Source organism: Microvirga massiliensis (assembly GCF_001006805.1).
Taxonomy (GTDB): domain Bacteria; phylum Pseudomonadota; class Alphaproteobacteria; order Rhizobiales; family Beijerinckiaceae; genus Microvirga; species Microvirga massiliensis.
In genome coordinates this window covers 123,957-147,421 of record NZ_LN811364.1, presented here as the reverse complement: position 1 = coordinate 147,421, position 23,465 = coordinate 123,957, and the positions used below count along the sequence as shown (strand labels likewise).

Annotated in this window: 25 protein-coding genes and 6 pseudogenes; 18 read left to right on the top strand and 13 right to left on the bottom strand. The window is 60.1% G+C overall.

Translation table 11 applies throughout. The annotated features are described in order from the left end of the window. The 5 genes and pseudogenes from BN1233_RS45360 to BN1233_RS51385 form a co-directional block, all read right to left on the bottom strand. A pseudogene (locus BN1233_RS45360) lies at positions 1 to 534 on the bottom strand (transposase); the annotation flags it as partial. 135 nt (positions 535 to 669) lie between these two features. After that, the gene (locus BN1233_RS34330; RefSeq protein ID WP_046868120.1) at positions 670 to 1,059 is read right to left on the bottom strand and encodes a DUF6632 domain-containing protein; all 390 of its coding nucleotides are present in this window, start codon (positions 1,057 to 1,059) and stop codon (positions 670 to 672) included. Positions 1,060 to 1,479: 420 nt separating this feature from the next. Then, positions 1,480 to 1,716 carry a hypothetical protein gene (locus tag BN1233_RS34325; RefSeq protein ID WP_046868119.1) on the bottom strand — a complete coding sequence of 79 codons (237 nt, stop codon included), beginning with the start codon at positions 1,714 to 1,716 and terminating at the stop codon, positions 1,480 to 1,482. A 40-nt stretch (positions 1,717 to 1,756) separates the two neighbouring features. Further along, a complete protein-coding gene (locus BN1233_RS34320; protein WP_046868118.1) occupies positions 1,757 to 2,014 on the bottom strand; it encodes a DUF1127 domain-containing protein in 258 nt (85 codons plus the stop codon). Between the two features lie 159 nt (positions 2,015 to 2,173). Further along, positions 2,174 to 2,962, bottom strand: coding sequence for a cation:proton antiporter domain-containing protein (locus tag BN1233_RS51385; protein ID WP_425311770.1), 789 nt, complete (start codon positions 2,960 to 2,962; stop codon positions 2,174 to 2,176). Between the two features lie 354 nt (positions 2,963 to 3,316). Between BN1233_RS51385 and BN1233_RS34310 the strand changes: the two genes are divergently transcribed. Further along, complete coding sequence (locus tag BN1233_RS34310) at positions 3,317 to 5,503, top strand: FUSC family protein (RefSeq protein WP_187144444.1); 2,187 nt, start codon at positions 3,317 to 3,319, stop codon at positions 5,501 to 5,503. Positions 5,504 to 5,581: 78 nt separating this feature from the next. On the opposite strand, the pseudogene BN1233_RS45350 reads toward BN1233_RS34310, so the two are convergent. After that, positions 5,582 to 5,830, bottom strand: a pseudogene (locus tag BN1233_RS45350) (transposase); the annotation flags it as partial. 152 nt (positions 5,831 to 5,982) lie between these two features. Here BN1233_RS45350 and BN1233_RS34305 point away from each other — a divergent pair. Further along, complete coding sequence (locus BN1233_RS34305) at positions 5,983 to 6,813, top strand: C13 family peptidase (RefSeq protein WP_052764065.1); 831 nt, start codon at positions 5,983 to 5,985, stop codon at positions 6,811 to 6,813. Between the two features lie 208 nt (positions 6,814 to 7,021). Here BN1233_RS34305 and BN1233_RS34300 read toward each other — a convergent pair whose 3' ends face one another. Both BN1233_RS34300 and BN1233_RS34295 read right to left on the bottom strand, forming a co-directional pair. Continuing rightward, positions 7,022 to 7,597: a DUF1349 domain-containing protein gene (locus BN1233_RS34300; RefSeq protein WP_046868115.1), complete on the bottom strand. Its 576-nt coding sequence runs from the start codon at positions 7,595 to 7,597 to the stop codon at positions 7,022 to 7,024. Between the two features lie 50 nt (positions 7,598 to 7,647). Continuing rightward, positions 7,648 to 8,034, bottom strand: a complete 387-nt coding sequence (locus tag BN1233_RS34295) for a hypothetical protein (protein WP_147707714.1) — start codon at positions 8,032 to 8,034, stop codon at positions 7,648 to 7,650. A 226-nt stretch (positions 8,035 to 8,260) separates the two neighbouring features. Between BN1233_RS34295 and BN1233_RS50195 the strand changes: the two genes are divergently transcribed. Both BN1233_RS50195 and BN1233_RS50190 read left to right on the top strand, forming a co-directional pair. Further along, positions 8,261 to 8,809 (top strand): L,D-transpeptidase family protein, encoded by a 549-nt coding sequence (locus BN1233_RS50195; protein ID WP_052764064.1) that lies wholly within the window; start codon positions 8,261 to 8,263, stop codon positions 8,807 to 8,809. 21 nt (positions 8,810 to 8,830) lie between these two features. Continuing rightward, positions 8,831 to 9,340 carry a hypothetical protein gene (locus BN1233_RS50190; protein ID WP_052764063.1) on the top strand — a complete coding sequence of 170 codons (510 nt, stop codon included), beginning with the start codon at positions 8,831 to 8,833 and terminating at the stop codon, positions 9,338 to 9,340. Positions 9,341 to 9,401: 61 nt separating this feature from the next. Here BN1233_RS50190 and BN1233_RS51380 read toward each other — a convergent pair. Continuing rightward, positions 9,402 to 9,504: pseudogene (locus tag BN1233_RS51380) on the bottom strand (YnfA family protein); the annotation flags it as partial. A gap of 180 nt (positions 9,505 to 9,684) precedes the next feature. Here BN1233_RS51380 and BN1233_RS51375 point away from each other — a divergent pair. The 12 genes and pseudogenes from BN1233_RS51375 to BN1233_RS34230 form a co-directional block, all read left to right on the top strand. Next, positions 9,685 to 10,473 carry a GntR family transcriptional regulator gene (locus BN1233_RS51375; protein WP_048710719.1) on the top strand — a complete coding sequence of 263 codons (789 nt, stop codon included), beginning with the start codon at positions 9,685 to 9,687 and terminating at the stop codon, positions 10,471 to 10,473. A 107-nt stretch (positions 10,474 to 10,580) separates the two neighbouring features. Next, a complete protein-coding gene (locus tag BN1233_RS34280; protein ID WP_046868113.1) occupies positions 10,581 to 11,555 on the top strand; it encodes an ABC transporter substrate-binding protein in 975 nt (324 codons plus the stop codon). Between the two features lie 41 nt (positions 11,556 to 11,596). After that, positions 11,597 to 12,376 carry an ABC transporter ATP-binding protein gene (locus BN1233_RS34275; protein WP_052764062.1) on the top strand — a complete coding sequence of 260 codons (780 nt, stop codon included), beginning with the start codon at positions 11,597 to 11,599 and terminating at the stop codon, positions 12,374 to 12,376. Further along, a complete protein-coding gene (locus BN1233_RS34270) occupies positions 12,369 to 13,187 on the top strand; it encodes an ABC transporter permease (RefSeq protein ID WP_048710717.1) in 819 nt (272 codons plus the stop codon). The genes BN1233_RS34275 and BN1233_RS34270 overlap by 8 nt, the downstream gene beginning before the upstream one ends. 28 nt (positions 13,188 to 13,215) lie before the next feature. Beyond that, positions 13,216 to 15,243, top strand: coding sequence for a hydantoinase/oxoprolinase family protein (locus tag BN1233_RS34265; protein ID WP_046868230.1), 2,028 nt, complete (start codon positions 13,216 to 13,218; stop codon positions 15,241 to 15,243). Then, entirely contained in the window at positions 15,244 to 17,247 is a 2,004-nt protein-coding gene (locus BN1233_RS34260) for a hydantoinase B/oxoprolinase family protein (RefSeq protein ID WP_046868112.1), read from the top strand. A gap of 105 nt (positions 17,248 to 17,352) precedes the next feature. Next, the gene (locus BN1233_RS34255; protein WP_082145826.1) at positions 17,353 to 18,120 is read left to right on the top strand and encodes a DUF1989 domain-containing protein; all 768 of its coding nucleotides are present in this window, start codon (positions 17,353 to 17,355) and stop codon (positions 18,118 to 18,120) included. A 54-nt stretch (positions 18,121 to 18,174) separates the two neighbouring features. Then, positions 18,175 to 18,585, top strand: coding sequence for a RidA family protein (locus tag BN1233_RS34250; protein WP_046868111.1), 411 nt, complete (start codon positions 18,175 to 18,177; stop codon positions 18,583 to 18,585). A 77-nt stretch (positions 18,586 to 18,662) separates the two neighbouring features. After that, the gene (locus BN1233_RS34245) at positions 18,663 to 19,076 is read left to right on the top strand and encodes a RidA family protein (protein WP_046868110.1); all 414 of its coding nucleotides are present in this window, start codon (positions 18,663 to 18,665) and stop codon (positions 19,074 to 19,076) included. A gap of 154 nt (positions 19,077 to 19,230) precedes the next feature. Continuing rightward, positions 19,231 to 20,130, top strand: coding sequence for a DMT family transporter (locus BN1233_RS34240; protein WP_046868109.1), 900 nt, complete (start codon positions 19,231 to 19,233; stop codon positions 20,128 to 20,130). A gap of 179 nt (positions 20,131 to 20,309) precedes the next feature. Next, positions 20,310 to 20,699: pseudogene (locus BN1233_RS34235) on the top strand (leucine zipper domain-containing protein); the annotation flags it as partial. Positions 20,700 to 20,704: 5 nt separating this feature from the next. Then, positions 20,705 to 21,073: pseudogene (locus BN1233_RS34230) on the top strand (VIT1/CCC1 transporter family protein); the annotation flags it as partial. A 126-nt stretch (positions 21,074 to 21,199) separates the two neighbouring features. Here the strand turns inward: BN1233_RS34230 and BN1233_RS49295 are convergent. Continuing rightward, positions 21,200 to 21,349: a hypothetical protein gene (locus BN1233_RS49295; RefSeq protein WP_154678337.1), complete on the bottom strand. Its 150-nt coding sequence runs from the start codon at positions 21,347 to 21,349 to the stop codon at positions 21,200 to 21,202. Positions 21,350 to 21,433: 84 nt separating this feature from the next. Between BN1233_RS49295 and BN1233_RS45340 the strand changes: the two are divergent. Both BN1233_RS45340 and BN1233_RS34220 read left to right on the top strand, forming a co-directional pair. Continuing rightward, positions 21,434 to 21,676, top strand: a pseudogene (locus BN1233_RS45340) (transposase); the annotation flags it as partial. A gap of 147 nt (positions 21,677 to 21,823) precedes the next feature. Further along, positions 21,824 to 22,186, top strand: a complete 363-nt coding sequence (locus BN1233_RS34220) for a RidA family protein (protein ID WP_046868226.1) — start codon at positions 21,824 to 21,826, stop codon at positions 22,184 to 22,186. Between the two features lie 131 nt (positions 22,187 to 22,317). On the opposite strand, the gene BN1233_RS51370 is transcribed toward BN1233_RS34220, so the two are convergent. The 3 genes from BN1233_RS51370 to BN1233_RS34210 form a co-directional block, all read right to left on the bottom strand. Then, positions 22,318 to 22,641 carry a type II toxin-antitoxin system RelE/ParE family toxin gene (locus BN1233_RS51370; protein ID WP_425311771.1) on the bottom strand — a complete coding sequence of 108 codons (324 nt, stop codon included), beginning with the start codon at positions 22,639 to 22,641 and terminating at the stop codon, positions 22,318 to 22,320. Beyond that, positions 22,586 to 22,771, bottom strand: a complete 186-nt coding sequence (locus BN1233_RS48800; RefSeq protein ID WP_046868107.1) for a hypothetical protein — start codon at positions 22,769 to 22,771, stop codon at positions 22,586 to 22,588. Before BN1233_RS48800 ends, BN1233_RS51370 begins: the two co-directional genes overlap by 56 nt. A gap of 417 nt (positions 22,772 to 23,188) precedes the next feature. Next, positions 23,189 to 23,455, bottom strand: coding sequence for an ISAs1 family transposase (locus BN1233_RS34210; protein WP_046868106.1), 267 nt, complete (start codon positions 23,453 to 23,455; stop codon positions 23,189 to 23,191). Positions 23,456 to 23,465: the final 10 nt, after the last annotated feature.

The window sequence follows — 23,465 nt, the reverse complement described above, 5'->3', positions numbered from 1 at the left end:
CGACCGTGAAGTTCTTGTCCCGGTTGTTGACCGCCTTGAACTTGGAGCCGTCGACGGCGACAACCGCCTGGGTGAACAGATTGAACTGACGACACAGCACGACGAACTGGGCACAGGCCGCGCGGATCGCCGGTCCGTTGTCGCGACGAAAGTCCGCGATCGTCTTGAAGTCCGGCCTCAACTGCCCCGTCAGCCACATCAGCGAAAGTCCGCGATCGTCTTGAAGTCCGGCCTCAACTGCCCCGTCAGCCACATCAGTTCGATATTGCGTTGGCTCTCGCGTTCCAGCCGCCGGCTCGACGGGATGCGGTTGAGGTAGCCATAGAGATAAAGCTTCAGAAGCGTTGCGGGATGATAGGCAGGCCGTCCCGTTGCCGCTGGCACCATTCCGGCAAACCCCATGGCGACCAAATCGAGTTCGTCGATGAAGACCTCGATGACGCGGACAGGATTGTCCTCAGTAATGTAGTCATCCAAACAATCGGGAAGCAGTGTCGCTTGCCGGCGATCCTCGCCCTCGACGAAACGCTTCATCCCGACCTCCGCTGATCGCGAATCACTCTACCAAATCAGCCCGTTTCCACATAGCCTCGGTGGGAGGCGGCCATTCGCCAAGGCGCGAGTTCGCGGTCGTGAGAACTCCCGAGCGGCGGGATCTGACCCGCAAATTCACCTGATTGCCGGGATGCGTCGCGGCATGAGGAACGCCAGGACAGCGGCGACGATCAGGAGCGCTGGGACGTCGCCCAAGAGGTGTTCGCGGTGTTCGGGGTACACGATCGATTGCGCGGTCATGATTCCACCGTGCACAACGCTCGACCAAACGGTGAACCAGATCAGGCTCCGATTTGCGAGCGGGTCTCGCGACGCATAGAGGAGAAAGACTCCCAGCGTCGCATAGATCCCGACAATCATTTGCAGATACATGGACTGTCTAGTGTGATGCCATGCCCACCCTGCCGGCCATACAATCGTGAGCGGGTAGAACCCCACGAGACATACGAAGCCGAATACGATTAGCGCAACACGCAAGAACTTGACGCGACTTTCGGTATTCATAAGGCTCTCCCCTGCTTGCCGCCGCTCCAGGCGAGGGAATTTCCAAGCCGCGTGCCGCGGCGCCCAGGCGAGCCGTGACGCCAGTCAGAACGCTGCATCCGCCGCGAAGCCGCCCATCAACAACGTCTGGAGCGCCGACTTTACCATCCCGGCGCCGCTCAGGCAGCCTTCACCCAGGCTCGAAGTCGGTGCAATGGCGGTTGATCGCCGAACTCGACGGTAGGCGGCCGGTATCTCCGCTGAGGGTCGACATCAGAAGAGCCATGGAGCAAGCCTAGATGGCGGCTCTTGGCACCAAGCTAACCTTGGTCGAACTTCCACTTTAAGGTCGAGAGCAGTCATTCATGTGAGCCTCTGCGCCGTTCCCAAAAAGCCCGGGTGAGCGGGCCTGCTCAGGGAGAGGTCAGGCGATAACGGTGGTCACGGTATGACGCGCCGGCTAGCCCTCAAGAAGGTCTCGCCACGATCGGTCACGAACACGAAGGCCTGCCCTTCAACGACCCTGCGCTCAAGGAAATCACGGTCGAGCGCCTCCTCCCAGACGGTGAGCCTGGGACACGATGTGCGCCAAGCCTCCATCACCTCCCTGTAGCTGCGCGGCTCCTTGGCGAGCCACTCGACGAGATCGCGCACCAGAGGATCCAGCTCGTCTGACATGATCCCTCCACGAGAGGCAGGATACGGCGAGGCAATGGGGTCACTTGCGGCTCGCGTGACCGAACCGGCCGTGTTCCACAACCCAAGCGATCTCGGATCGGGAGAGACCCATGTCCTTCAGCAGATAGTCGGGCCACTTGAGGAGCTCACGGCGGGCGCGGCGCAGGGCGGCACGGCGTCTTGCGTCTGCGAGCAGGGCAATGAAGTGAGCGGCCAGCTGCTTCACTCCGATGCCGCTCGCAGGGGCATCGCTGCCGACGAAGGGGATGCACTCTACGGCATGGCTCAAACTGGACATGATCGTGCTCCCGGTGTTGCGCAGCCATTTGCAACGGCTACTCCGATCGCGAGAATACCTTGCCGGAGAGTCTCGGCATTTTCCGTGATCTGCCTCACGCAAGGCGGGCGAGGAGAGGGACCCGCGGGTGGTGATCGCAAAGCGAAAATCAGCGTTCGATCACGAAGACCACCGGACGAACACGCGACCCTCAATTCGCTCGTCCCGACGATCAGGGCGTTCTGACCGACAGCACGCGGCACCAACAAATCCACCTTCTGACCTGAAAGCAACGTGGCGATAAAGCGGACGGGGCGCGATCTCGCCGGACGCAACCGTCGCGACTACCTGATGACCGTCCTTCTCGATCGTGTAGTAGGCGGTGTCCACCACGTCCCGACACTGATATTCAGGCTGGCCAGCGGCGTGGGTTCGGAGGCTTACGCCGAACCCGCAACACACACCGGCGAAAGGCCGCAAGAAGCGTTGCCGTGGCACGCATATGACTCTTCCACCGCGCTGGTAACGACATCGTCGTGCGAGCGGTGCCACGACGTCGGGCGGCGCTACGATAGCGCCCAGCACGAAGCCGACGGAGAGTGGCATAGCGAGCAGCCAATAGGCGGCTGCGGCCACCGTGGTGGTAGTGAAGATCACGCAGCCGAACACCAACAAGGTGATCGGACGCAGATTGAAGCGGAATTGACGCCAGCTCATCGCGACGCCCGCCGAATAGATCAGCGGCGGCAAGATCCCGAGAAGGACCAGGTCGGGCGCCAACTCAATGCGCGGCAGGCTCGGGATGAGGGCAAGCCCCGTTCCGGCGATGACGAGAAGAATGGAGGGAGCTGTGTTGAGCCGGCTTTGTTGCATTAACCTGAAGAGGGCATAACGAACCCAGTCGACCGGGTCACTCAGGCCGCAACACCGAAGAGCTGATTCACAAGACGGATTCGCCTGCCGCTCCAAGTTGCCGCTGGGTGCAGTGACCCCGGCGGATCATGCGCATGACTTCAAAGCCCCTGATCGTCGCATGGGCTGTTTGCAGCCTCGCCAGTTCAGGAGGACGGTGGAGCGTTCGTGCATCGGCCCCTTGCGATCATTGGCATTCCTCGTTGCCGGCGGCCCCTGCCGCGCCGCAAACGCGTGGAACCAGGTTCAAGCTTCAACATTGCTGAAGTGCAGTCAGTGCTTGGCTATGCGCGGTCCATGCCCAGAGCAGCAGGCGAGCGACACCGTAGGCGTCAGGGAAAAGCGATGTAAAACGGACCCAACAACCGAGCGGTCGGGCCGCGACCTCATCGCTCGTCGATGGCCGAAAGGATGACAGCCCGCATTATGGCTCCTTGGCTGCGCATGGTGACGCCGGTCACGTCCGCACACCCCCACGTCCTCCAGCGCAGTCGGATGGCGCTCGCCAGGAGTGCAAATCGGATTGCCCTGGTCTGGGCGCTCCGAGGGACGATCGCAACGGCCTTGCCCCTGTTGGTTCTGCCCATCTTTGGGGTTGGACTTGCATCTCACTTCATCACCATCGGGGCCCTCAACACCTCTATGGTGGATGTCGGCGGCTCTTACCGAAATCGCCTCACCGCCATGGCACTCAACATGGTGCTCTCGCCCTGCTCCCTCTTCCTTGGGACGCAGGCTCGCGCAACATGGTGGCTTGCGACCCTCTTGATGCTCTGCATCGCGTTCGGTTCGGGACTCGCCCGAGCGTTCGGACCAAGCGCCACCCCCCTCGGTCTCTTTGTTGGGATCGCGTTTCTGATCGGGACCCATGTCCCCGCTGGGCAGACAGCTCCCGTTCAAGCAGCCGCGCTGTATTGCGCCGGGGCCATGTGGACGATCGCGGTCACGCTCATTTTATGGCGTCTGCGGCCGTTCAAGCGCCTCGAGCAGGAAGTCGCCGCTGTCTGGGAATCGACCGCGGGTCTCATCTCAGCAATGCGCGCGCTTGAGGCCAAACGCGTCACTGTCGTGAAACGACGGCGCCTCGAGCGACTCCTCGCCAAGCGCCACCATGAATTGCGCGAAACCGTCGAGGCAGCCCGGAACTCGCTTGGGAGTCTGCGGGCCGAGATCTCTGGACCCGGTACCACCACGGCGCAGCTGATGATCCTGGTGCGAGCCGGCTCACGAGTGGCACAGGCCTCTGTCGCGCTCGCTGAGATGCACCTGCATAAGTCCCAACATGATCGGCCAAGTACAGAGCGCCGCCTGCTCCAGGCCATTGCTTCTGAATGGGAGCAGGCCTGCCGCGCGATCGCGACATCACTGCTTAAGGGCCGGTTGCAGGTATCGCTCGACCCGATGCGGAGCACGTTGAAGAACCTCACATCCCTGCTGGGCGGGACGCATCCTGACATGATGGCATTCGCCCAAGCGGTCCGCAATCTCGAGACGGCGGAAGAAGCGGCGAACACCCTTTTCGGCTCCGAGCATCACGCGACGGGGGTTCTCCTTCCGCCGCTAACCAGGACAACTCCGCCCGGAAAAGCCCTCGCCGCGTTGCGCGCTCAGCTTGGTTGGCAGTCCGCAATCTTTCGCCATGCCCTACGGGTCGCCGTGGCAAGCGCGTCGGCAACCGCGATCATGATCAAGCTCCAGCTGCCTCATGGGCTCTGGCTCCCGATGACCACCTTGGTTGTGCTGCAGCCCGAGTTCGGCGGGACCCTCACGCGTGCCCTTCAGCGCACGGCCGGAACGATCGCGGGAGCGATCATCGCTGGGCTTTTACTCGCGACACTTCATGGCGATCCAGCCTTAAAGCTCGTCCTGATCGGCCTCCTCGCGATGGCCTTTTTCGTGCAACGCCGCCAGCACGGGCTCGGGGTGGCATTCTTGACCCCGCTTGTGGTGCTTCTGCTCGCGGCGGGCAGCGGAGACCCCTGGGCGGACACCCTGGAGCGCATCATCGACACCGCGGTCGGTGCCGCGATCGGGTTGGCAGCAGGTTATCTGTTGTGGCCTCAGTGGGAACGCGAGCGCGTTCCCGATCAGATGGCACGGGCGATCCGCGCCAATCGGACCTATTTGTCGGGGGTGTTCGGCGCGCTTAGCAGCTCGGCAGCAGCGCCCGCGAGCCTTGGAGAGCTTCGCCGGCAGGCTGAGATCGCGGCTGGCAATGCAGAGGCTGCCTTTCAAAGACTTCTGGCGGAGCCACGCGTGCAGCGTGGGCGGATCACCCCAGCCTTTGCGGTAATCACCTATATCCAGCGGCTTGAAAGACATCTGATCGCACTCGCGGGGCAGATTGGCGCTGTGGCGCTCCCCGCAAAAGACGTACTGGCCCTATCGCGTCGGCTCGAAATTGCGCTGGAGGACGTTGCAGCCGCGGTTGCCCAGAGCTGCTCTCCCCCTCCCTGTCCGGCGTTCGATCAGCCTCTCGGCCGTTTGCGTGAGGCGCTGGCTCGCGAAGAGACGGAGAGCGGAGGCACCGTGGCGTTTCTGCTCGGGCGCGTCGTGACTGATGCGACCAGCCTCCATGTCGCGGCCACTTCGAAATAAGGCGCCGTTTGAGATTGGCTCTCGTTGTGCGTTGCACTGGCGATAGCTCTCGCGCAGGGCCTGGGTGACGTGCTCCCACGTGCCGTCCTCGCGCCATTGAGCATAATGGTAGAAGACGGCGTACCGCGGCGGGTACTCATGCGGCAGCATCCGCCACTGGGCTCCAGTGCGCAGCAGAGAGAAGATTGCGTCGATGATCCGCCGTAACGGATAGATCTGCCGCCACCCGGCTGGGTGGCTGCGGCGGATCAGCGGTTCAAGCAGCGCCCATTCCGCATCACTCAGATCGCTGGCGTAGAGACAGGCATCCAGGGCCGGGGCTCCCAACGGGAAAAACAGCCCACATTCGCAGCAGCGGCCCAAACCCGAGGGTCAGCCTGAATCCATCTCTCTCATCGAGCAACAAAATTGCTCACCAGCCTCTAAGTCCAGAATACTTCACGTACTTCACGTAAGCTGATCATCCAGGGGATCATGACATGTCCGAAGCGATCCGTCGCAAACTCGCGCTGGCCTTTATCCTGCTCGCTCTCGCTTGGCCACAAGCTAGCACAATGGCTCAAGCGACTAGGGTGACCGGTCCTGGCGACGTTCAGGTCAGGGCTGCGCAACACTCAAACCCGTCTGAGTCGGCCCAGATCGCTCCCAAGGGACACGTCGTGGCGTTCGGGATGTCCGACGTATTGGAGGTGTTCCACAAAGAGGCTACCCACGGGGCGGCTATCCTCGCGCGTCACTACGGACGCGGCGGTCAGGTATCGGTTCGAACCAATAAACCCGGCGCGCCCCGCGCGACGATCACGAGTCTTCGAGCCGCTCTTCTTAAAGTCGCCCAGCAGATGGACCGTGAACGCGACGTTCTCTTCGTCTTTCTGACGTCGCACGGATCCGAGGACGGCGTCGCTGTTACCACGGGCGGCAAGACCGTGGCGCTCTCGCCGCGACACCTCCAGCGCCTGCTTCGCAAAACAGGGGTTCGCAACAAGGTAGTGATTGTCTCGGCCTGCTACTCTGGAATCTTCGCGGATGCTCTGGCGGACCGGCGTACCCTCGTCATCACGGCTGCCGACGCGACGCATCCTTCGTTTGGGTGCGAGCCGGGTGTTGCCTGGACCTGGTTCGGCGAGGCGCTTTTTGTGAAAGGCATCCCGAACGCCGCGACGCTTCAGCAGGCGTTCGCGCGCACGCGCGCCGAGGTGCGCCGCCGGGAGATCCAGCTCTGCCGGGTCGAGAAGGAATGCTACGAGCCGTCCAACCCGCAACTCCGTGGTGGCGAGGAGGTCCTGCCACTTTTGCGCGTGCTGCGCTGAGGCTAAGTGGTTCATCCGGGAAGTCACGCCGCTGTCGGGAGCAGGGCGATTCCCGGATGAACCACTTAGAGGCGGCTGCAGCACTATCGCTGTGAGGAGTCCCTTGGTTTTCTGAACGCGATCGAGGCGGCTCTGCCCTTCGGGTGGATCGTGCCCGCGATCCTGGAACCAAACCCGTTTCCGACGGGATGTGGCGCCGAACTGCAGTTCAGGAGAGGTCGTGGAGCGCACGCCCGCTCGGTGGTGCAACCGTGAAATCGGAGAACAAGACGTCCAGGCCAGCCCGCTCCGGAGTGCAACACATGGGTCCAACCCAGGAGCGCTCGGCCACCGGAAACGGACAGAGCCGCATCAATGGCCAGCGTTGGCCGTCTGCCGAGGCCTGGAGCCGCAGGACCCCACGCTCAACCGTCACCCTGATCCAGAAATCAGACGCGTCGCCCCGGAACGGTCCGGTGGCCCAGTCGGACTGTCCGGTGGTGAGAACGCTGCCCAGCAGGGCCTCACCGTCCGCCAGTTCGATCCCTGCCTTGAGCCAAGTTGTCTCGTCGATCCGCACCATGATCCCGGCTTGATCGTAGAGGGCCTCGTATTGCGCTCGGACGCGGAGCGAGGCGGTGAACCCGCCATGGACTTCGCGCGCGAAGAAGTGCCCGCTGTCGCGAATGAAGCCGTAATGCGTCTCCCGCCAGAAGTCGGTTGCCTGGTTGGTCGTGACCATGAGGCCATCGGGTAACAAAGCCCAGCGGTCGGGCTCATTCAACCAATGACAATGCTCGAACATCAGCGTCTCACTCCTGACCTCATCCCATCGCCGTGGTCTCAGGGCCGCCTTCAGCTCGTGGTCGCGGTGCAGCGATGCCAGGTCTGGTAGGTCTCGCCTGAACCGCCGACCCGGACGTCGACTCGGGTTTCGCTGCGGAGGATCATCGAGACGGGTTGGCCGCCGCCCGCCTCATTCGACGGAGCGGTGTATTGGAACGAGTGGCGGGTATAATCACCCTGAAGCGTCGTCCCGCCCGGGGTAACGATGGTCGGCCCGTGGATCGACATGTGGCGACCATCGTCGTGGCACCAGTCGCCGTCAATTGCGTCCGCACGGGCAGGCGAAGCGAGCGCCAGCACCGTGATGGTCGCAAGGCTGGACGGCAGCCCGCGCGATCTCAGCGCACTGGATCGCCAGGTCACTGGCGTCGTCTGCAAGGTGGATCCCTTGGACATGCCGCCTCCCGTGTGCGAGCCGTCACTATGGAAGTGTTCGCACCGCGTTGCGATGCCTCGCCAGCTTCGCGAACGAATCGGGTGCGTCGCAAATTGGCCATAGTCAGCCACAACGAGCGTTTTCGAATGGCGTCCGGGTTCGTCGTAGCGGTCGCCTAGAAAATTCCAGCCCACGTGTGTCTCGCCGGAGCCGCTCAAGGGGTTGGCGCGACGGCACCGGGGCAACATGTTCAAGCGTATCATTCTTGCGGGCAGCCTTGCCGCTGCTCTGACGGCCTGCAGTGCGGGCAGCAGTCACTTCACGGACGGCGGGCCCAACAAACGCTTGGCTCCGATTCCGCCGGCCACGATGGCACTGATGGCCAAGAGGGGCGTCACGCCGAGCGACCCGATCCTGGTCCGGATCTACAAGAAGGAATCCGAGCTCGAGCTCTACAAGCTTGGGCGCGACGGTCGCTATGCGCTGCTGAAGACCTATCCGATCTGCCGCTGGTCGGGCCAACTCGGGCCGAAGCAGAAGCAAGGCGACCGCCAGGCCCCAGAGGGCTTCTACACGGTCAGCCCGGGCCAGATGAACCCGAACTCCAATTACTATCTCTCGTTCGATCTCGGATATCCGAACGCTTTTGACCGCTCCTATGGGCGATCTGGTTCGCACCTCATGGTTCACGGCTCGTGCTCGTCCATGGGATGCTATGCGATGACCGATGAAGCAATTTCGGAGGTTTATGCCCTAGCGCGCGAGGCTTTCGCGGGTGGCCAGCGCGGCTTCTAGGACCAGGCGCTGCCGTTCCGGATGACGCCCGAGAACCTTGCGAAGCACCGCGCCGACCCGAATATCGCCTTCTGGCGCAACCTCAAGGAGGGCACCGACATCCTCGATGTTGCCGGCCTCGAGCCTCGGGTGGGCGTGTCCGGCCGGCGCTATGCGTTCAGCGCCGATGACCCGTCGGTCGCCCAGGCCGTGGCCGCGAAGCTGGCCAAGGATGAGCAGAAGATCGCCAGCCTGATCGGGCGGGGCACGAAGGCCATCCGGCTCGTCTATGACGATGGAGGCTCACATCCGTCGTTCCGGAACGCGGTCGTGGCGGGCCGGCCAGGTCTGGGCGAAGTGAGCCGGCCGGGCGCGTTGGCGCTGGGGCCACGGGAAATCGTGGTCCCCGAAACAGCCGGGCCGGCGCTCGCCTTCACATCCTCGGGATCGCAAGCCGCAGGTTCGAGCCGTCCTGCGTTGGCCGGCAAGCCGCCTTTCTCTCAACGGCTATTCGGCAATCTCTTTGGCGGAGCCGCGGCAGGGCAGCTGTGATTCGAAGCCCTGAGGCCGGGGGAGTTCGGCTCGTAATCAGCCCAAGCAGAATGATGGTGGCCTAGAGAAGGCGTAGCGCCGCGCCTGACATGTCCTCGCGATCCAGGCGGATACGCTCAACATCCCCACAGCCATATCAGTGAGGCCGCGATGTAGATGCCGCTGCATCCCGCGAAGTTTCACCCGCGGACCAGTGCGTCCAAGTCTGTGAGCAAGCGGGGCAAGCGCAAGCCGCCAGGAGGAAGCGACGAGACTCGAGTTCCCACTAGTGCATCCCATGATGGCGGGTGGGGTCGTCAAGAATCGTTATTGACACATTAACGGAGGTCGTGGATCATGGATCCATGATATTTGATCCAAGATCCACCAGCGCACTCCGATTTCAAACTGCCGAGGAGCACGTCTACTCGCACCTTCGCAGCCTTATCCTGACTGGCGAGCTCTCAGGCGGCGAAAAGCTGAATCAGGACGAGTTGGCCGCCAAGCTGGCTGTCAGCAGGATGCCAATCAGGCAGGCAATCCGGCGGCTCGAGAGCGAAGGCCTCGTCGTGAACCGGCCCAACCGAGGCGCGGTGGTTACGGTATTGGGCCCAGACGCTATACTAGAGCTATTCGAGATGCGGAGCGTCCTCGAGGGCCTAGCTTTGAGGCTTGCGGCCACTCGCATTACTCAACAGCATCTAGGTTCAATTGAAGAATCTGTTCAGGCGCTCGAGTCCGCAAAGCTCGATGCAGCTCGATGGATCCAACTTCACGATGATCTTCACGAATATCTGTGCGCCCTTTCCGGCCGCCCGAAACTCGCTGCTCACACCGCGCACCTACGGGGGGCGGTTGCTCCGTATATTCGCCTGTACCTTAGTACTCATCCGAGCGCAGAGATGTCGGGCTTCGAGCATCACGAATTGCTGGAAGTGCTACGCAAAGGAGAGCCATCTCAATGCGAGGCAGCCATGCGCGAGCACATCATGTCTGCTGCAGCTGGAGTTGTTGAGTTCGTAAGAGCAAACGGGGACCAGCCGCAAGGCTCTCGTCGCGCGACCGACGAGATGCAGTATGGTCCGGAAGACGAGCGGACGAACGAACCGCAACCGGGGCGCCGAAGCGCGCGGGCGAAAACGAGCGCTGCTTAGGGAAAGCAAGCCCCGAACGAGATAAACAGTGCGCTCTCGGAGAATCAACCGGAGCGCAAGCGGAGGAGCAGGGCATGTCACCATCTACGTCTACGAAGACACTGGCTATGGCTCAGCGTTTGATCAACCGCCGGGCTGTGTTGTGCGTGGTTGCCGGACTGGGAGCATTCGCCTCTTCGGTGAGTTTCGCGGCTGACAGTGTTACTGTTTTTCTCGGAACGACGCCCGACTACGCGAACCTCTACGTCGCCAGGGACAAGGGGTTCTTCGAGAAGGAAGGCATCAAACTTGACGTCCGGCTCTTCCCTTCGGGTTCGGCCGCCACTGATGGCTTCCGAAGCGGAAAGGTTGAGTTCGTCGCCTCCGGCGAGATCCCTGCGATGAGACTTTGCGAAGTGATGAATGCAAAGATCGTCGCTCCGACGGGATACGACGGATTCTCTCCAGTCTTAATGGTGAAGAGCGAAATTAAATCGGTTGAGGATCTTCGCGGCAAGACCTTAGGGACGCGCATCGGCTCATCAGGAGAGTTCTTCGCCGATCTGCTGCAAAAGAAATTCGATCTGCCGCCGGGCACCTTTAAGCTGACCAATATGGAGCCGGCTGACATGGTCGCTGCCCTCGACCGGGGCGATATCGACGGATTCCTATGGTTCTCGCCCTTTGAAGAGCGTTCCGCTACGATCTCTGGATCGAAGGTGCGACTCCTCCTGCGCGGCGGAGAGGTGGGCTACACGAATGAGGTGACGCTGGTCGCCCGAGGTGATCTTATCGCCGAAAATCCCGATCTAGTGAAGCGCTTCATGAAGGCTCTTGTGCAAGGGAGCGACTACGCCCAAGCCAACCGCGACGAAACCGTCAATATCGTTGCTGCAGCGCTAAAGCTTGACAAGAAAGCCGCGGAAGTGACCAAGCAAATGCACTTCCCGATCCGCTTCGACGCTCGCACGTATGAGCGCTACGGACAGGCTGCGGAGTTCATGCTAGCGAAAAAAATGCTCCCAAAGCCGCTCGACTTTAAAACCTGCTTCTGGACGGACGGTGTGGCGTCCGCCGACCCCACACGCGTCGAGACGCGCTAACGTCCAATACGGCCACCGTTCTGCTCCCAACGGAGGCGTGCGTGCTACAGTCACCCCCCGGTCTACTCATCCGCGACCTTCGCCAGGGATTTCAGACGCGCTTCGGCTGGACTGAGGTGCTGACGGATATCGATCTTCACATCCACGAAGGCGAATTCTTCTGCCTTGTTGGCCCGAGCGGCTGCGGAAAAAGCACGCTCCTGAACCTCATTGCAGGCTTTCTCCCGCCGACCTCCGGAGTCGTGCAACTCGACGGTGAGGTGTTAAAAAGGCCGGGTAACAATCGAGTCGTAGTGTTTCAGGACGTCCACAATTCGTTGTTCCCTTGGATGAGTGTTCGCGACAACGTGGAGTTCGGCCTGAAGATGCTGAGGCTGACCGCCGTAGAGCGTTCAAGGCGCGTTGATGAGCTCCTCGATCTCGTGCGTCTGCGGGAGCATGACACGAAGTTCCCCGACGAGCTCTCGGGAGGAATGAAGCAACGCGTGCAAATTGCTCGTGCACTGGCCATCAAGCCGAAAATTCTGCTGATGGACGAGCCGTTCGGATCGCTGGATGCACAGACCCGTCAATCCATGCAGACGGAGTTGCTGCGCATTTGGCAGCAAGCGAAAACCACTGTGGTCTTCATTACTCACGACATCATGGAGTCGGTCGTTTTGGCTGATCGAATCGGGGTCATGAACCGCGGGCCCGGATCCCGCATAATCGAGATCCTTAACGCCGATCTTCCGCGACCGCGGACCATTAAAGATGAGCGCTTTCGATCACTGGTTTCCAAAATCGAGGGCTTACTCGGATTGGAGAATGGCCATGGCTGAGGCACTGATCGTCAGGCGCGCCGGTCCACGGATCAGGTTAGCGCTATCCCCGACTCGCGCGCGTTCAGTTGCCATCTACATCAGCTCGATTATCTTCGGGTTTGTACTTTGGGATCTGTGCTCACTTCTATTCTTTAACCAGTACCTTTTGCCACGGCCGCTCACTGTCATGCAGTCCGGCTGGGAGACCCTGCTATCCGGAGAACTGCTCGAATCAGTCGCTGTTAGCCTCTCGCGCATCCTGCTTGGCTTTGCCATTGGCTGTTTGGCCGGAATCACATGCGGTCTGGTTATGGGTAGCTTCCGTCCAATAGGGGAGTTCCTCGATCCACTTGTCGAGCTCGTGCGGCCAATCTCTCCCGTCGCCATGATACCAATTGCGATCATCTGGTTCGGGATCGACGAAGGCTCAAAGTATTTCATTATCGCCTATGGTGTGTTTTTCACGACGGTAATCAACACCATAGCAGGCGTGCGGAATACGCCGCTGGTGAGGACACGCGCCGCGCAGTCGTTGGGGGCCGGGACATGGGATCTGTTTTACAGGATCACTTTGCCATCGGCCATGCCATTCATCTCCACAGGCATGAGGGTTGCGCTAGGCGGTGCTTTCATGAGCGTCATTGCCGCTGAGATGATCGCTGCCAATTCCGGCATAGGATATTTCATCATGCAGGCAAGACTGCTGGTGCAGACTGACAGAATCTTCATTGGTCTGATGGCGCTCGGTGTATGCGGATTTCTGGCGGACATCATCTACCGAAGGCTCGCGGCGTTGTTCCTAGGGCGGTATCTGCGCCTCAGTGCGTAACCAACTTGAAGGCAAGAGGACAGTGGTGATGCAAACGGCTGAAGCGTTCAAGATCGGCGTTGATATCGGGGGCACCTTTACCGACATCACAGTAATCGAAAGAAACGGACGAGCAACCACACACAAAACACCGTCCACTCCTCACGCTCCGGCGGAATCTGTCCTGAGAGGGATTCGAGAAGCCCTCGAGCTCGCGGAACTTGATCCTGCAGGTTGTCGCAGTTTCGTCCACGGTTCCACCGTAGGGGTGAACACGATAATTCAGCGGCTCGGTGCCAAAGTCGGTGTTCTCGTCACCAAGGGCTTTGAGGACGTACTCGAGCTCGGGCGCGCCAAAATGCCTGATCCGTTCAGCCTTACAACCATGCGGTCGATTCCGCTGAGCCGGCGGGATTGGGTCCGCGGCGTCGTCGAGAGGATGGATTCGCGTGGACAGCCGCTCGTCGAGCTCGATCGAGTATCGCTCTTAGACAATGCACGGGAGCTTGTAAATAAAGGCGCTGACGCGCTGGCCGTGACATTTCTCAACTCGTACCGCAATTCCCGCCACGAAGAGATCGCGCGCGAGCTCATTCTGGCCGAGTTCCCGGAAATGGACGTGGCAATTTCTACGGACATCTGGCCGCAGATTCGAGAGTATGAGCGAGCTACCGTAGTTGTAATGAACAGCTACATTGCGCCGAAGGTGAAGGGCTACCTGAGACACCTTGTCAGAGCACAGGCCTCGGAGGGCCTTGAATGCCCGCTTTACATGACGAGTTCAAACGGTGGGATCGTGCCGATTGGTCATGCGCAAGAAAGACCCATTGGGACACTTTTGTCCGGGCCGGCTTCGGGAATTGTCGCAACGCTGCAACTGATGAAAGCGTCCGGTCTCGATCGCGTCATAACAATGGACATTGGCGGAACGAGCGCGGATCTGTGTGTGCTCGAGGGGCAGGACGTCCCATATGCGTGGGATCAGGAGGTGGCGGGACTACCCATCACACTTCCCAGTGTAGACATTTCATCGATTGGGGCGGGCGGCGGCTCGATCGCCTTCGCTGATAACCTCGGCCTGCTCAAGGTGGGGCCCCAAAGTGCCGGCGCGGAGCCAGGTCCTGTGGCGTATGGGAGGGGTGGGACACAACCCACGTTAACTGACGCTTACCTGGTGAGTGGGTTTATTGATGGAGACAACTTCTTAGGTGGGCGGCTAAAGCTAGACTTATTGAGTGCCCGCAAGTCGCTGGAGGCCTTGGCAAATAAACTGAATCTTGGATTGAGCGAGACCGTTCAGGGTGTAGTCCAGGTCGCTACCTCGAACCTCGCAGCCGAGTGTACCCGGCTCGCTGCTAAGAAGGGAATCGATCCTCGGGAGTACACGCTTGTGGCATTCGGTGGCGCCGGAGCTACACATGGTTGTTTGCTCGCAGACGAAATTGGAGTCCAGCGTATAGCAATCCCGTACTCGCCAGGCACATTCTGTGCCAACGGCTCGACGGCAGCAGATTTCCGACTCGATTATCTTAAGACGGTATATTTGCCTGTTTCAAGGTTGAAGCAGGCGGAGGTGGACGCATGGTTTGACGAAGTCGATGCGAGTGGCCGGGCTACGTTGGCCGAAGCCAGTTCCGACATCGAGAAGATCGTTACCTTACGTTCGGCCGGCGTGAGATATCTCGGACAGGGCTACGAGGTGACTGTGCCCTTCGCTCATATCGACGAGCTGCCTGGGCGCTTCCGCGAGGAATACGCTAAGCTTTACGGGGCAAGGAGCGATGACTCACCGTTAGAGGTGATCAGCATTCGTGCCACCGTAGTCGGTCTGACCCGCAAGGCCCCTCTCGCGTGGGCTGGTGATGCCAGCTCTCCGGCCCGCAAGGGGGCGCGGAAAATAGCGCTGGGCGATAAGGAGTATGATTGCCCGGTTTTCATGCGATCCGCCATGGCACCCGGATGGGAGCACGCAGGTCCTTTCATTGTCGATCAGCCCGATACGACTTGCGTTGTCACTCCAGGGTGGAGGGGAACAGTCGACGCGATCGGCACTCTGCACTTGACCAAGGAGCACTAAATGCAGCCCTCGAACCCGATTGAGCTCGCTATCTTCAATAATCTCCTTGGGGCGATTGCGGAAGAAATGTGTGCTGTTGTCGAGCGCACCGCCTATACAACATTCGTCAAGGAAACACACGATTTCGGGGCAGGAATCGCAAGTCCGGACGGTGTCTTCTTCGCTTATCCGCGAAAGTCTGGCGTCACCTCATTCCTCGGGCTCGACCTGGGCGACGCGATCAGACAGATTGATGATTGGCAGCCTGGAGATATTGCGTTTACGAACGATCCGTATTCGACCGGCGCGCTGGTTACTCACCTGCCAGACTTGACACTCCTCGCGCCAATTTTTGCAGAAGAGAGGCTTATTGGCTTCTGCTGGGCGTTCATCCACTCGTCCGACATCGGAGGTCGCGTGCCAGGAAGCATCGCTCCTTCAAGTGATGAGGTCTATCAGGAGGGATTACGGGTCCCCTTGATGAAGCTTTACCGCGCCGGAGTCCTGAATACCGAGCTGCGCGACATCATTCGCACCAATGTGCGCATCCCTTATCAGGTCTGGGGAGACCTGCAAGCTCTGATCTCAAGCTTTCACGTAGCCAGCAGCCGCTTGGTTGCCCTGTTCAAAAAATACGGCGTTCAACGGAGCCTCGATCTCGTAAGAGAATCGTTCGACTATGCGGAAGCTAAAGCACGGGCGGTGATCGAGCATATTCCGGATGGAACCTATCGCTTCGTGGATTATCTCGAAGACGACCTTGTCTCGGAAATCCCGGTTCGTATCGAGCTTGCAATTGCGGTCGAAGGGAGCAACATCCACTTGGACTTCACGGGCACTGACCCGCAAGTTCTAGCGGCTTTCAATGTGATGACCGCAGGTAAGCCGCATGCGTGGCTAACCATCGGCTTGATTCACCATTTCCTCAGCGAAGATCCGACCATACCGGCTAATGGCGCTGTTATAAGACCGATACGCGTAACCGCCCCGGAAGGCACCCTCGTCAACCCGGTACTGCCGGCCTCTCTCGGTGCCCGCATCACCGCCGCAGTCAAGGTGCTTGAAATCACAATGGGAGCACTTGCCCAAGCGATTCCCGGGAGTGTTCCAGCGGCTGGATCTGGCCAGGGAATGATAGGCGTCATTTCGATGCCCGACCTGATCAAGGGGGGGCGCAAAGTGAACGTGTTCCAAGTTCTCATCGGTGGGTCCGGAGGGCGACCAACATGCGATGGGTTCGACGCGACGGACTATAGCTTCGCGTTCTTGCGAAACACTCCCGCGGAGACCATCGAGGCCGAGATGGATCTCCTCGTCCACGAGTATCGCTACGTCCCAGATTCTGGCGGACCGGGGACACATCGCGGCGGGCTTGGAGTGGGGATTACGATTGAGGCTCTCGTGCCGAATACCATCGTAACCATGCGGGGAATGGAACGAACGCGTTTTGCCCCCTGGGGAGTTCATGGGGGTAAGCACGGGGGGCGAACGCAACCGGCCATTCTCAACCGGGGCACCAATCGGGAGCGATCCATACCGAAGTTGGATATCCTGGTTCTCAACCGGGGTGACGTGCTTGAGCTAGCAAGCTCTGGCGGCGGCGGATACGGTGACCCCTGCAACCGGGACCCGAAGCGTGTCCTAGAAGATGTCCTCAATGGATTTGTGACCTCCGACGCCGCTTCGGAGATTTACGGCGTCGTTCTCCGGGATTTGGAAGTGGACGCCGAACGCACTGCCAGGCGGCGTGAAGCCATAAAGGCGGCCCGACCGAAGTCGAACGGCGTCTATGATTACGGCCCCGAACGCGAAATGCACGATAAGATTTGGAGCCCAGCGAGCCGCGGCGCCCTCGTGAAAATTCTTCAATCGCTGCCAATTCCTGCCCGGTCATACGCAAAGACGACCATCATGAGAAAGGCCCTGTCGCTGCGATCCGATCGATCACTGGCCTCAATTACAGACGCAGAAATCAACGAAAGTTGGATCTTGGCGCGAACTGAGCTTGGTCTAGACATAGCCTAAGCGCGGAGCACCCGGCCGATGGCGTCGTTGCGACATTCAGCCGAAACAGGAACTTAGGACGCAAAATTTCAGGGAACGCAAAATTTCAGGGAACGAGGGACTCAAATGGCAGGTATTCTTCTGGAAGGCGAGAATGTCACGATTGAACAGCGCGCTGCACACGCTCGTGCCCTTTCTGCCGAAAAGGCCGAGGTGTCTCGCCGGCGAGCGAGCGAACTGAGAGCTCGAGTCGGGAAACACAAGCTTGAGCAGGCTCTCCGTATCCCGGGCGACGTGATTGCCGACGAGGAAATCGCGGCCGGAGGCTACTACACGGCGACGCTCGGCTCGTCTGAGCACCTAAGGATTATCGACCTCGAGGGCCAGCAGGCGGTCGACTTCCTGTGCTATGACGCCAGCGACTACGAGAACCGGTATAATGCAGCCAACACGATCAAGATGAACCGCTCCATATATGTCGGCAAGGGATTCAAATTGTACTCCGATCGTGCCGACGTTTTGATGACCGTGTCGGAGGACACCGTCGGCTCCCACGATACGATTGGGGGCTGCTGCAGCAGCGAAACGAACTATCTTCGCTATGGAATCGAGAATACCCCGAGCTGCCGCAATAATTTCATTGCGGCTTTGGCCGAACACGGAATGGGGTCCAGAGATATCCCAGCCAACCTGAACTTCTTTATGTATGTTCCAGTAGGGCCGGACGGCGCTACAGAAATCGTGGAAGGCCGTTCGGAGCCGGGCGATTTCGTCGAGCTTGTGGCTGAAAGGGATGTGCTCATCGCAATTTCAAATTGCCCACAGGTCTTCAATCCGTGCAACGGCTGGAACCCAACCCCGATCCGGGTGATCCATTGGAGGAACCACTCATAAGTCTGGGCGCGAGTATATGGTCGCAACATGGGCAAACTGTTGGAAGGTGTGATAATGGCTGCGGAGATCACCATTTATAACCCATCTGAGCTTGGCGTACCCCTCGGGCAATATACGCATGTCAGTCGCGTGAAAGCCTCGGAGTTTCTGTTTATCTCCGGGATGCTGGCGGCAAATCGCGATGGTAACATTGTTGGCGAAGGTGATTTCGACCGGCAGGCTCAGCAAGTTTTCCAGAACATAGAGGCAGCGCTTCAATCAGCAGGCGCATCCTGGCAGCATGTCGTGCAGTTCACAACGTATCTCGTGCACTCGCAAGACATTCCAAAATTCATGGCGTTTCGTCTTCGCGAGTTTCCACGCATGTTTCGGAACGGGGTCTATCCTCCGAACACTCTGCTCATGGTCGACCGGCTTGTGAAGGAGCCATTTCTGGTCGAGGTACAGACGGTCGCCGCCATCTGAGTACCGGCGGCCGGGCAACACGGTCGCTAGCAGTTGCGCCTGGCGCAGAAGCGGGCGTTATTCTAGGGAGGTCTTCAATGGATATCGGGTTGCGTGCCGAACGGGAGGAAATTGCGGCTCCAGGCCTTCCAGCTCCGCTTAGCCACTACACGGACGCCGTCAGATTTCAGGATCTGCTCTTTGTCTCAGGACTTACTGCGCACGATGAACACGGTAAGCTCATAGGGGAGGGCGATGCGGTCGAGCAGACGCGTCAAATTCTAATAAATCTAAAGAAGGTGCTTACAGTCGCAGGGGGCGACTTCTCTGACGTTTTGAAAGTGACGGTCTTTCTGACGGACATCAACGATAGGGCAATAATAGATCCTGTTCGCAAGGAATATTTCGGCTCTGCCAAGCCGGCCAGCACTCTCGTAGAGGTCAGTCGCCTCGCACTTCCCGGAATGAAAGTGGAGATCGAAGCGGTCGTCGGCTTGCCCAGTGGCACTTGAGACTAGCAGCGTGCAATGTCGCCGCCGTAGAGAGGCGCTTCGTGATACGGTACGTTTCCTCTTGCCTAGGTAGTCTTGCGGAAGAGGACGTGACGAGCGTGTCACCATGACGAGGTGAGGCAAATCGTGCTCACGAGACCAGGACTATAACGCGGTGCGCCGCGGCCTCACCTACGCACACTTGTTTCTTGCTGTGGCTGCGCTCTTGTGGGGAGCTAACAGCGTCGCGAGCAAACTCGCCGTTGGTGAAGTTTCGCCGATGGTTATCACCACGTTGAGGTGGGTTATTGCATGCAGTATTCTCGCGCTTATTGCGAGACCTCAGCTTCGGGAAGACTGGCCCGTTCTAAAACCGCACTGGCGGTCGCTGGCGTTGATGGGTGCAGTCGGTATTACGGTTTTCAACGCGCTGTTTTTCATTGCAGGCCACTACACGAGTGCTATTAACCTCGGCATTGCTCAAGGCTGGATCTCGGTTCTGGTGTTCGTGGGCGCTTATGTTGTTTACGGCTCTCCCCTTGGGAGGATTCAGCTCTTTGGCATCCTGATAGCACTCCTAGGGCTCGTTCTTGTTGCGTGCCAGGGTGAGCCATCGAGGCTGCTGCACCTCGAGGTAAACGTCGGTGATCTCATGATGTTAGTGGGCTGTGCTGCGTCCGCTGGCTACACCCTCGCACTACACGCGCGCCCTAAGGTTTCGAGTATTGGGTTCTTTACAGTGATGGCCTTCGTGGCGGCCTTAACGTCGTTGCCGTTGCTGGCGATTGAGCTAGCGGTCGGCGTGCTGCAATGGCCGACCCGAACTGGTTGGTTGATCCTAGTCTTCATTGCACTCGGACCCTCGCTTCTGTCCCAGATTTTTTTCGTCCGTGGGGTCGCGGAGATCGGACCGGGGCGGGCAGGGATGTTTGTGAACCTTGTGCCCGTGTTTGGATCGATTATGGCCGTTGTCGTCATTGGTGAGCGCTTTGCCGTTCATCAAGTCATTGCGCTGATCATGGTGGCTGGCGGGATATTGATCGCCGAGTGCGCAGTGCCGGATAAAGGTAGGTAGACCGGAATTGCCCAAACGCTGCTTCACGATGCAGAAGCGGCCGAGCGGCCACTATTCGGGTTTACTATACTGGCTGGTAGCGGAGCGTCGTTAGGAGACCGGGTGCGTTGGGCGACCGAGGAATACGCCTAGCGCTTCGAGCGGCCATGCGGCCCGGTCTTTCGATGAGGAAACTCCTGATGCTGGCCTTTCATCCGGAAGCCCGCACGACTCCGGCGGTGCGCCGCGAGATCGCCTGCTCGCGCGAGCCTACCGGCCTCTTGGCCCAGCGCTTTGGTGTGAGCACCGAGACGATTCGCAAATTTCGCAAGCGCGGGTTCGCGGACTGTCAGGACCGCTCGAGCCGTCCGCACAAGTTGCCCTGGAAAGCCACCGAGGAAGAGTGGGCGATCGTCTGTGCGCTGCGCCGCGCCACCGGCTTTCCGCTCGATGATTTGACCTTCGTGATCACGCACTTCCTGCCGCATCTCAATCGGTATGCGGTCTACCGCATCCTAAAGGCCGAAGCCTTGGGGCGCCGGCCGTCAACCCGCCAGACCAAACGCGAGAGCGGCACTTTAAAGGACTATGGTCGGGCGTCGAACCCGCGCTGGCCCGGCAGATTGCCGGGCAAATGACGGCCAAGGACGCATTCGCCGCCCATTTGCGGGACGAGCTCGGGCTTTCCGAGCACGTGGCCGCCCGCCCGATCGAGGCGGCGCTGACCTCTGCAGTGACGTTCTCCGCGGGTGCAGCCCTCCCGCTTCTGACCGCGGTCGCGGCGCCCGCGGAATGGACCGCAACGGCGGTTTCTGGAGGGGCGCTCGCGGGCCTTGCGATCCTGGGGACCCTCGGAGCCAAGGTTGGCGGTGCATCCGTGCTCAAGCCGACCGTGCGGGTCACGTTCTCGGGCGCGGTCGCCATGGCCGCCACCGCTGTCATCGGCTCTCTCCTCGGACGCGCGGAAGGTTGTCCGAGCCCTCGGAGCGGAATGTGCCAATCGCTGAGAGCCATAGGCTATCTGCGCCAGCCTGATGAGGGGAGGGCTCGATGCGGCGGTCGCTCCTTTAACCGACGGTGATCCCGCGGATCAGGGAGCCGCTTTCAGCAGATCCTGATCGACCTCATTGGAGGCCATCGCGTCCGCAACCGGCGCGGTCTCCCCTTCCTCCGCTAGTCCCTCGTCTGCAGCCTCTGTTCGTTCGACCGGGAACCACATCCCGGATTCAGACTGGAGCAAGCTATCCCGCCGAAGATTGCTTAGCGTCCCTGCCAGCGTGCTCTGCTTCTGATCAGGGAACATGTCGCGGATCTGAGGCGTGGCAAGGCGTTCACGGGCCGGCCCGTCCGCGCTTACCTGCGCCGGCGCCGCATCGGCGCGGTGATCCCCACAACCGCGCAGCAGCGCCGCTGCTCTGGCTTCGATCCTCAGGCCTATCGGGCGCGCAACCGCGTCGAGCGACTGTTCAATCGCCTCAAACAGTTCCGCCGCATTGCCACGCGATACAAAAAGCGCGCCGCCAACTACCTCGCCATGCACATCGCGACCATCACCCTCTGGCTATAGCCCTTTGCAGGCACGCCCTAATGGTCACAGAGTCTGGCAGAGGTTGTAATCAAGCCTTTAGACTGTATACCGTGTCTTTTCTGACCCGCTCGCAAGAGAGGTGTGCTCGAAGGGCGTGGGACGCAGCTGGGCGAGAGGGAATCACAGATGATTACGCGCATTGGTCTTTATGACGGGCTTCTTCACGAAGTAGTCGAATATAACGGTGTTCTCTATTTCGGCGGCGTCGTAGCCGAGGATCTGTCCCTTGACATGGCGGGTCAGACGGAGGATGTGCTCCGGCAAGTGGACAACCTATTGTCGCTTCATGGCTCGTCGCGCGATCGAATCCTTTCTGTCCAAATCTATGTTTCCGATCTTGCGCTCAAGCCTGCCTTGAATGACGTCTGGAGGAACTTCTTCTCGTTAGAGCACCTTCCTGCCCGTGCAACGATTGGTGTCAGTGCGCTCGGCCCGGGTGTACTTCTCGAGATGGTGCTGACGGCAGCAACTGGTCGAGAAACCCGGTAGCCACATACTGAGCTGAGGCTAATGCAGTCAGTGATTGGCGCTATGTCAGCGGTTTACTGACCTTCTCATGTCGAGGGCTAGTCCTGCGTTCGAGCCGTCTACGGAAGTGATGCTGGATCGGAGACCATCCATCAGGGATAGCTCTGCCGCTCGTGGAGGACACGCAGGATGACCGTGCGTTCCTGCTTCACCCGGTAGATCACCACGAAGGGGGCGGGGCGGCGAGAACTCCCGCGTGCCGGAGATTGGCCGGGACGGCCAATCTCCGGGAACTCTCCCAGCCTGTTTATCGTCGGACGGACCCGACGACCTGATCGCGTGCGGCCGCTGGATTGTCCTTCGCGGCGATGCTGGCGTGGTGAGCAAGGTTCTGAAGCGCAGGGCGGGTATAGGTGGTCCTCATCGGCGCTCGATCGCTGTGGCGATGGCCACCTCCACGGCCTCAAAGGCTTCATCGCTGTCGATGAACTCGCCACGATCGGCCTCTGCAACCCTGGCTGCGACCTCGGCGCCGAACCAAGCATCGTATTCTGCTGCTTCGCGTCTGTCGGCGGGTCGAGGCCATTGCCCGCTAGAGAGCACCATACTGTAACACCTCGGCCCAGCCGCCGAGCCGGCCGAATACAGTCGCGCCGCTGATTGCCTCGACCTCGACCAGATTCTGCACCGCGCGAGATTCGATCATCTCGGGAATTTGCTCGGAATGGGTCACAACAACAGCGTTTATTCAAACGGGTTGTTCGCAATCGTTGAATGATCGCGCTTCAAAGACAAGTCCGGATGTACCGCGGTGTTCCATTTCGCTGGTGCACCAAGCGATGCTGCTTCGCGTGGATTTAGCGAAGCCACCGATAAGTAGCCTGCGACCACTCCAGCGGTGCCAAGCGGCGCTTGCTAATGCACGGACTCGTCCCTACTTGAGCCCGACCCATTGGTCCGGGCCCCTCTGGCGAGCACAGCCGGTGCTCTCGCGATGTCGGACCCTGGCCAGCAGGCCCGCACTCAGCCCGTGAAGGCGCTCGCAACCAGCGCTGGGCTGATCCGGCTCATCATGATGGTCAGCCAGCGCCCGGTCGGCACGCCGTGATGATAGGGCAGAAACTGCCGCAGAAAGGCCAGATGCTGCTCGCCCCGGCCCACGATCGCGTCATAGTCGTCACAATCCGCGATCGTTCCGCACACCGTCAGGAGCAGCAGTTCGGCCAGCGGACGCGCCACGCGATGCAGTTCGCGCGGCTCCTCGATCGGGGGCAGATAATCGAGCAACACCGAAAGCTGC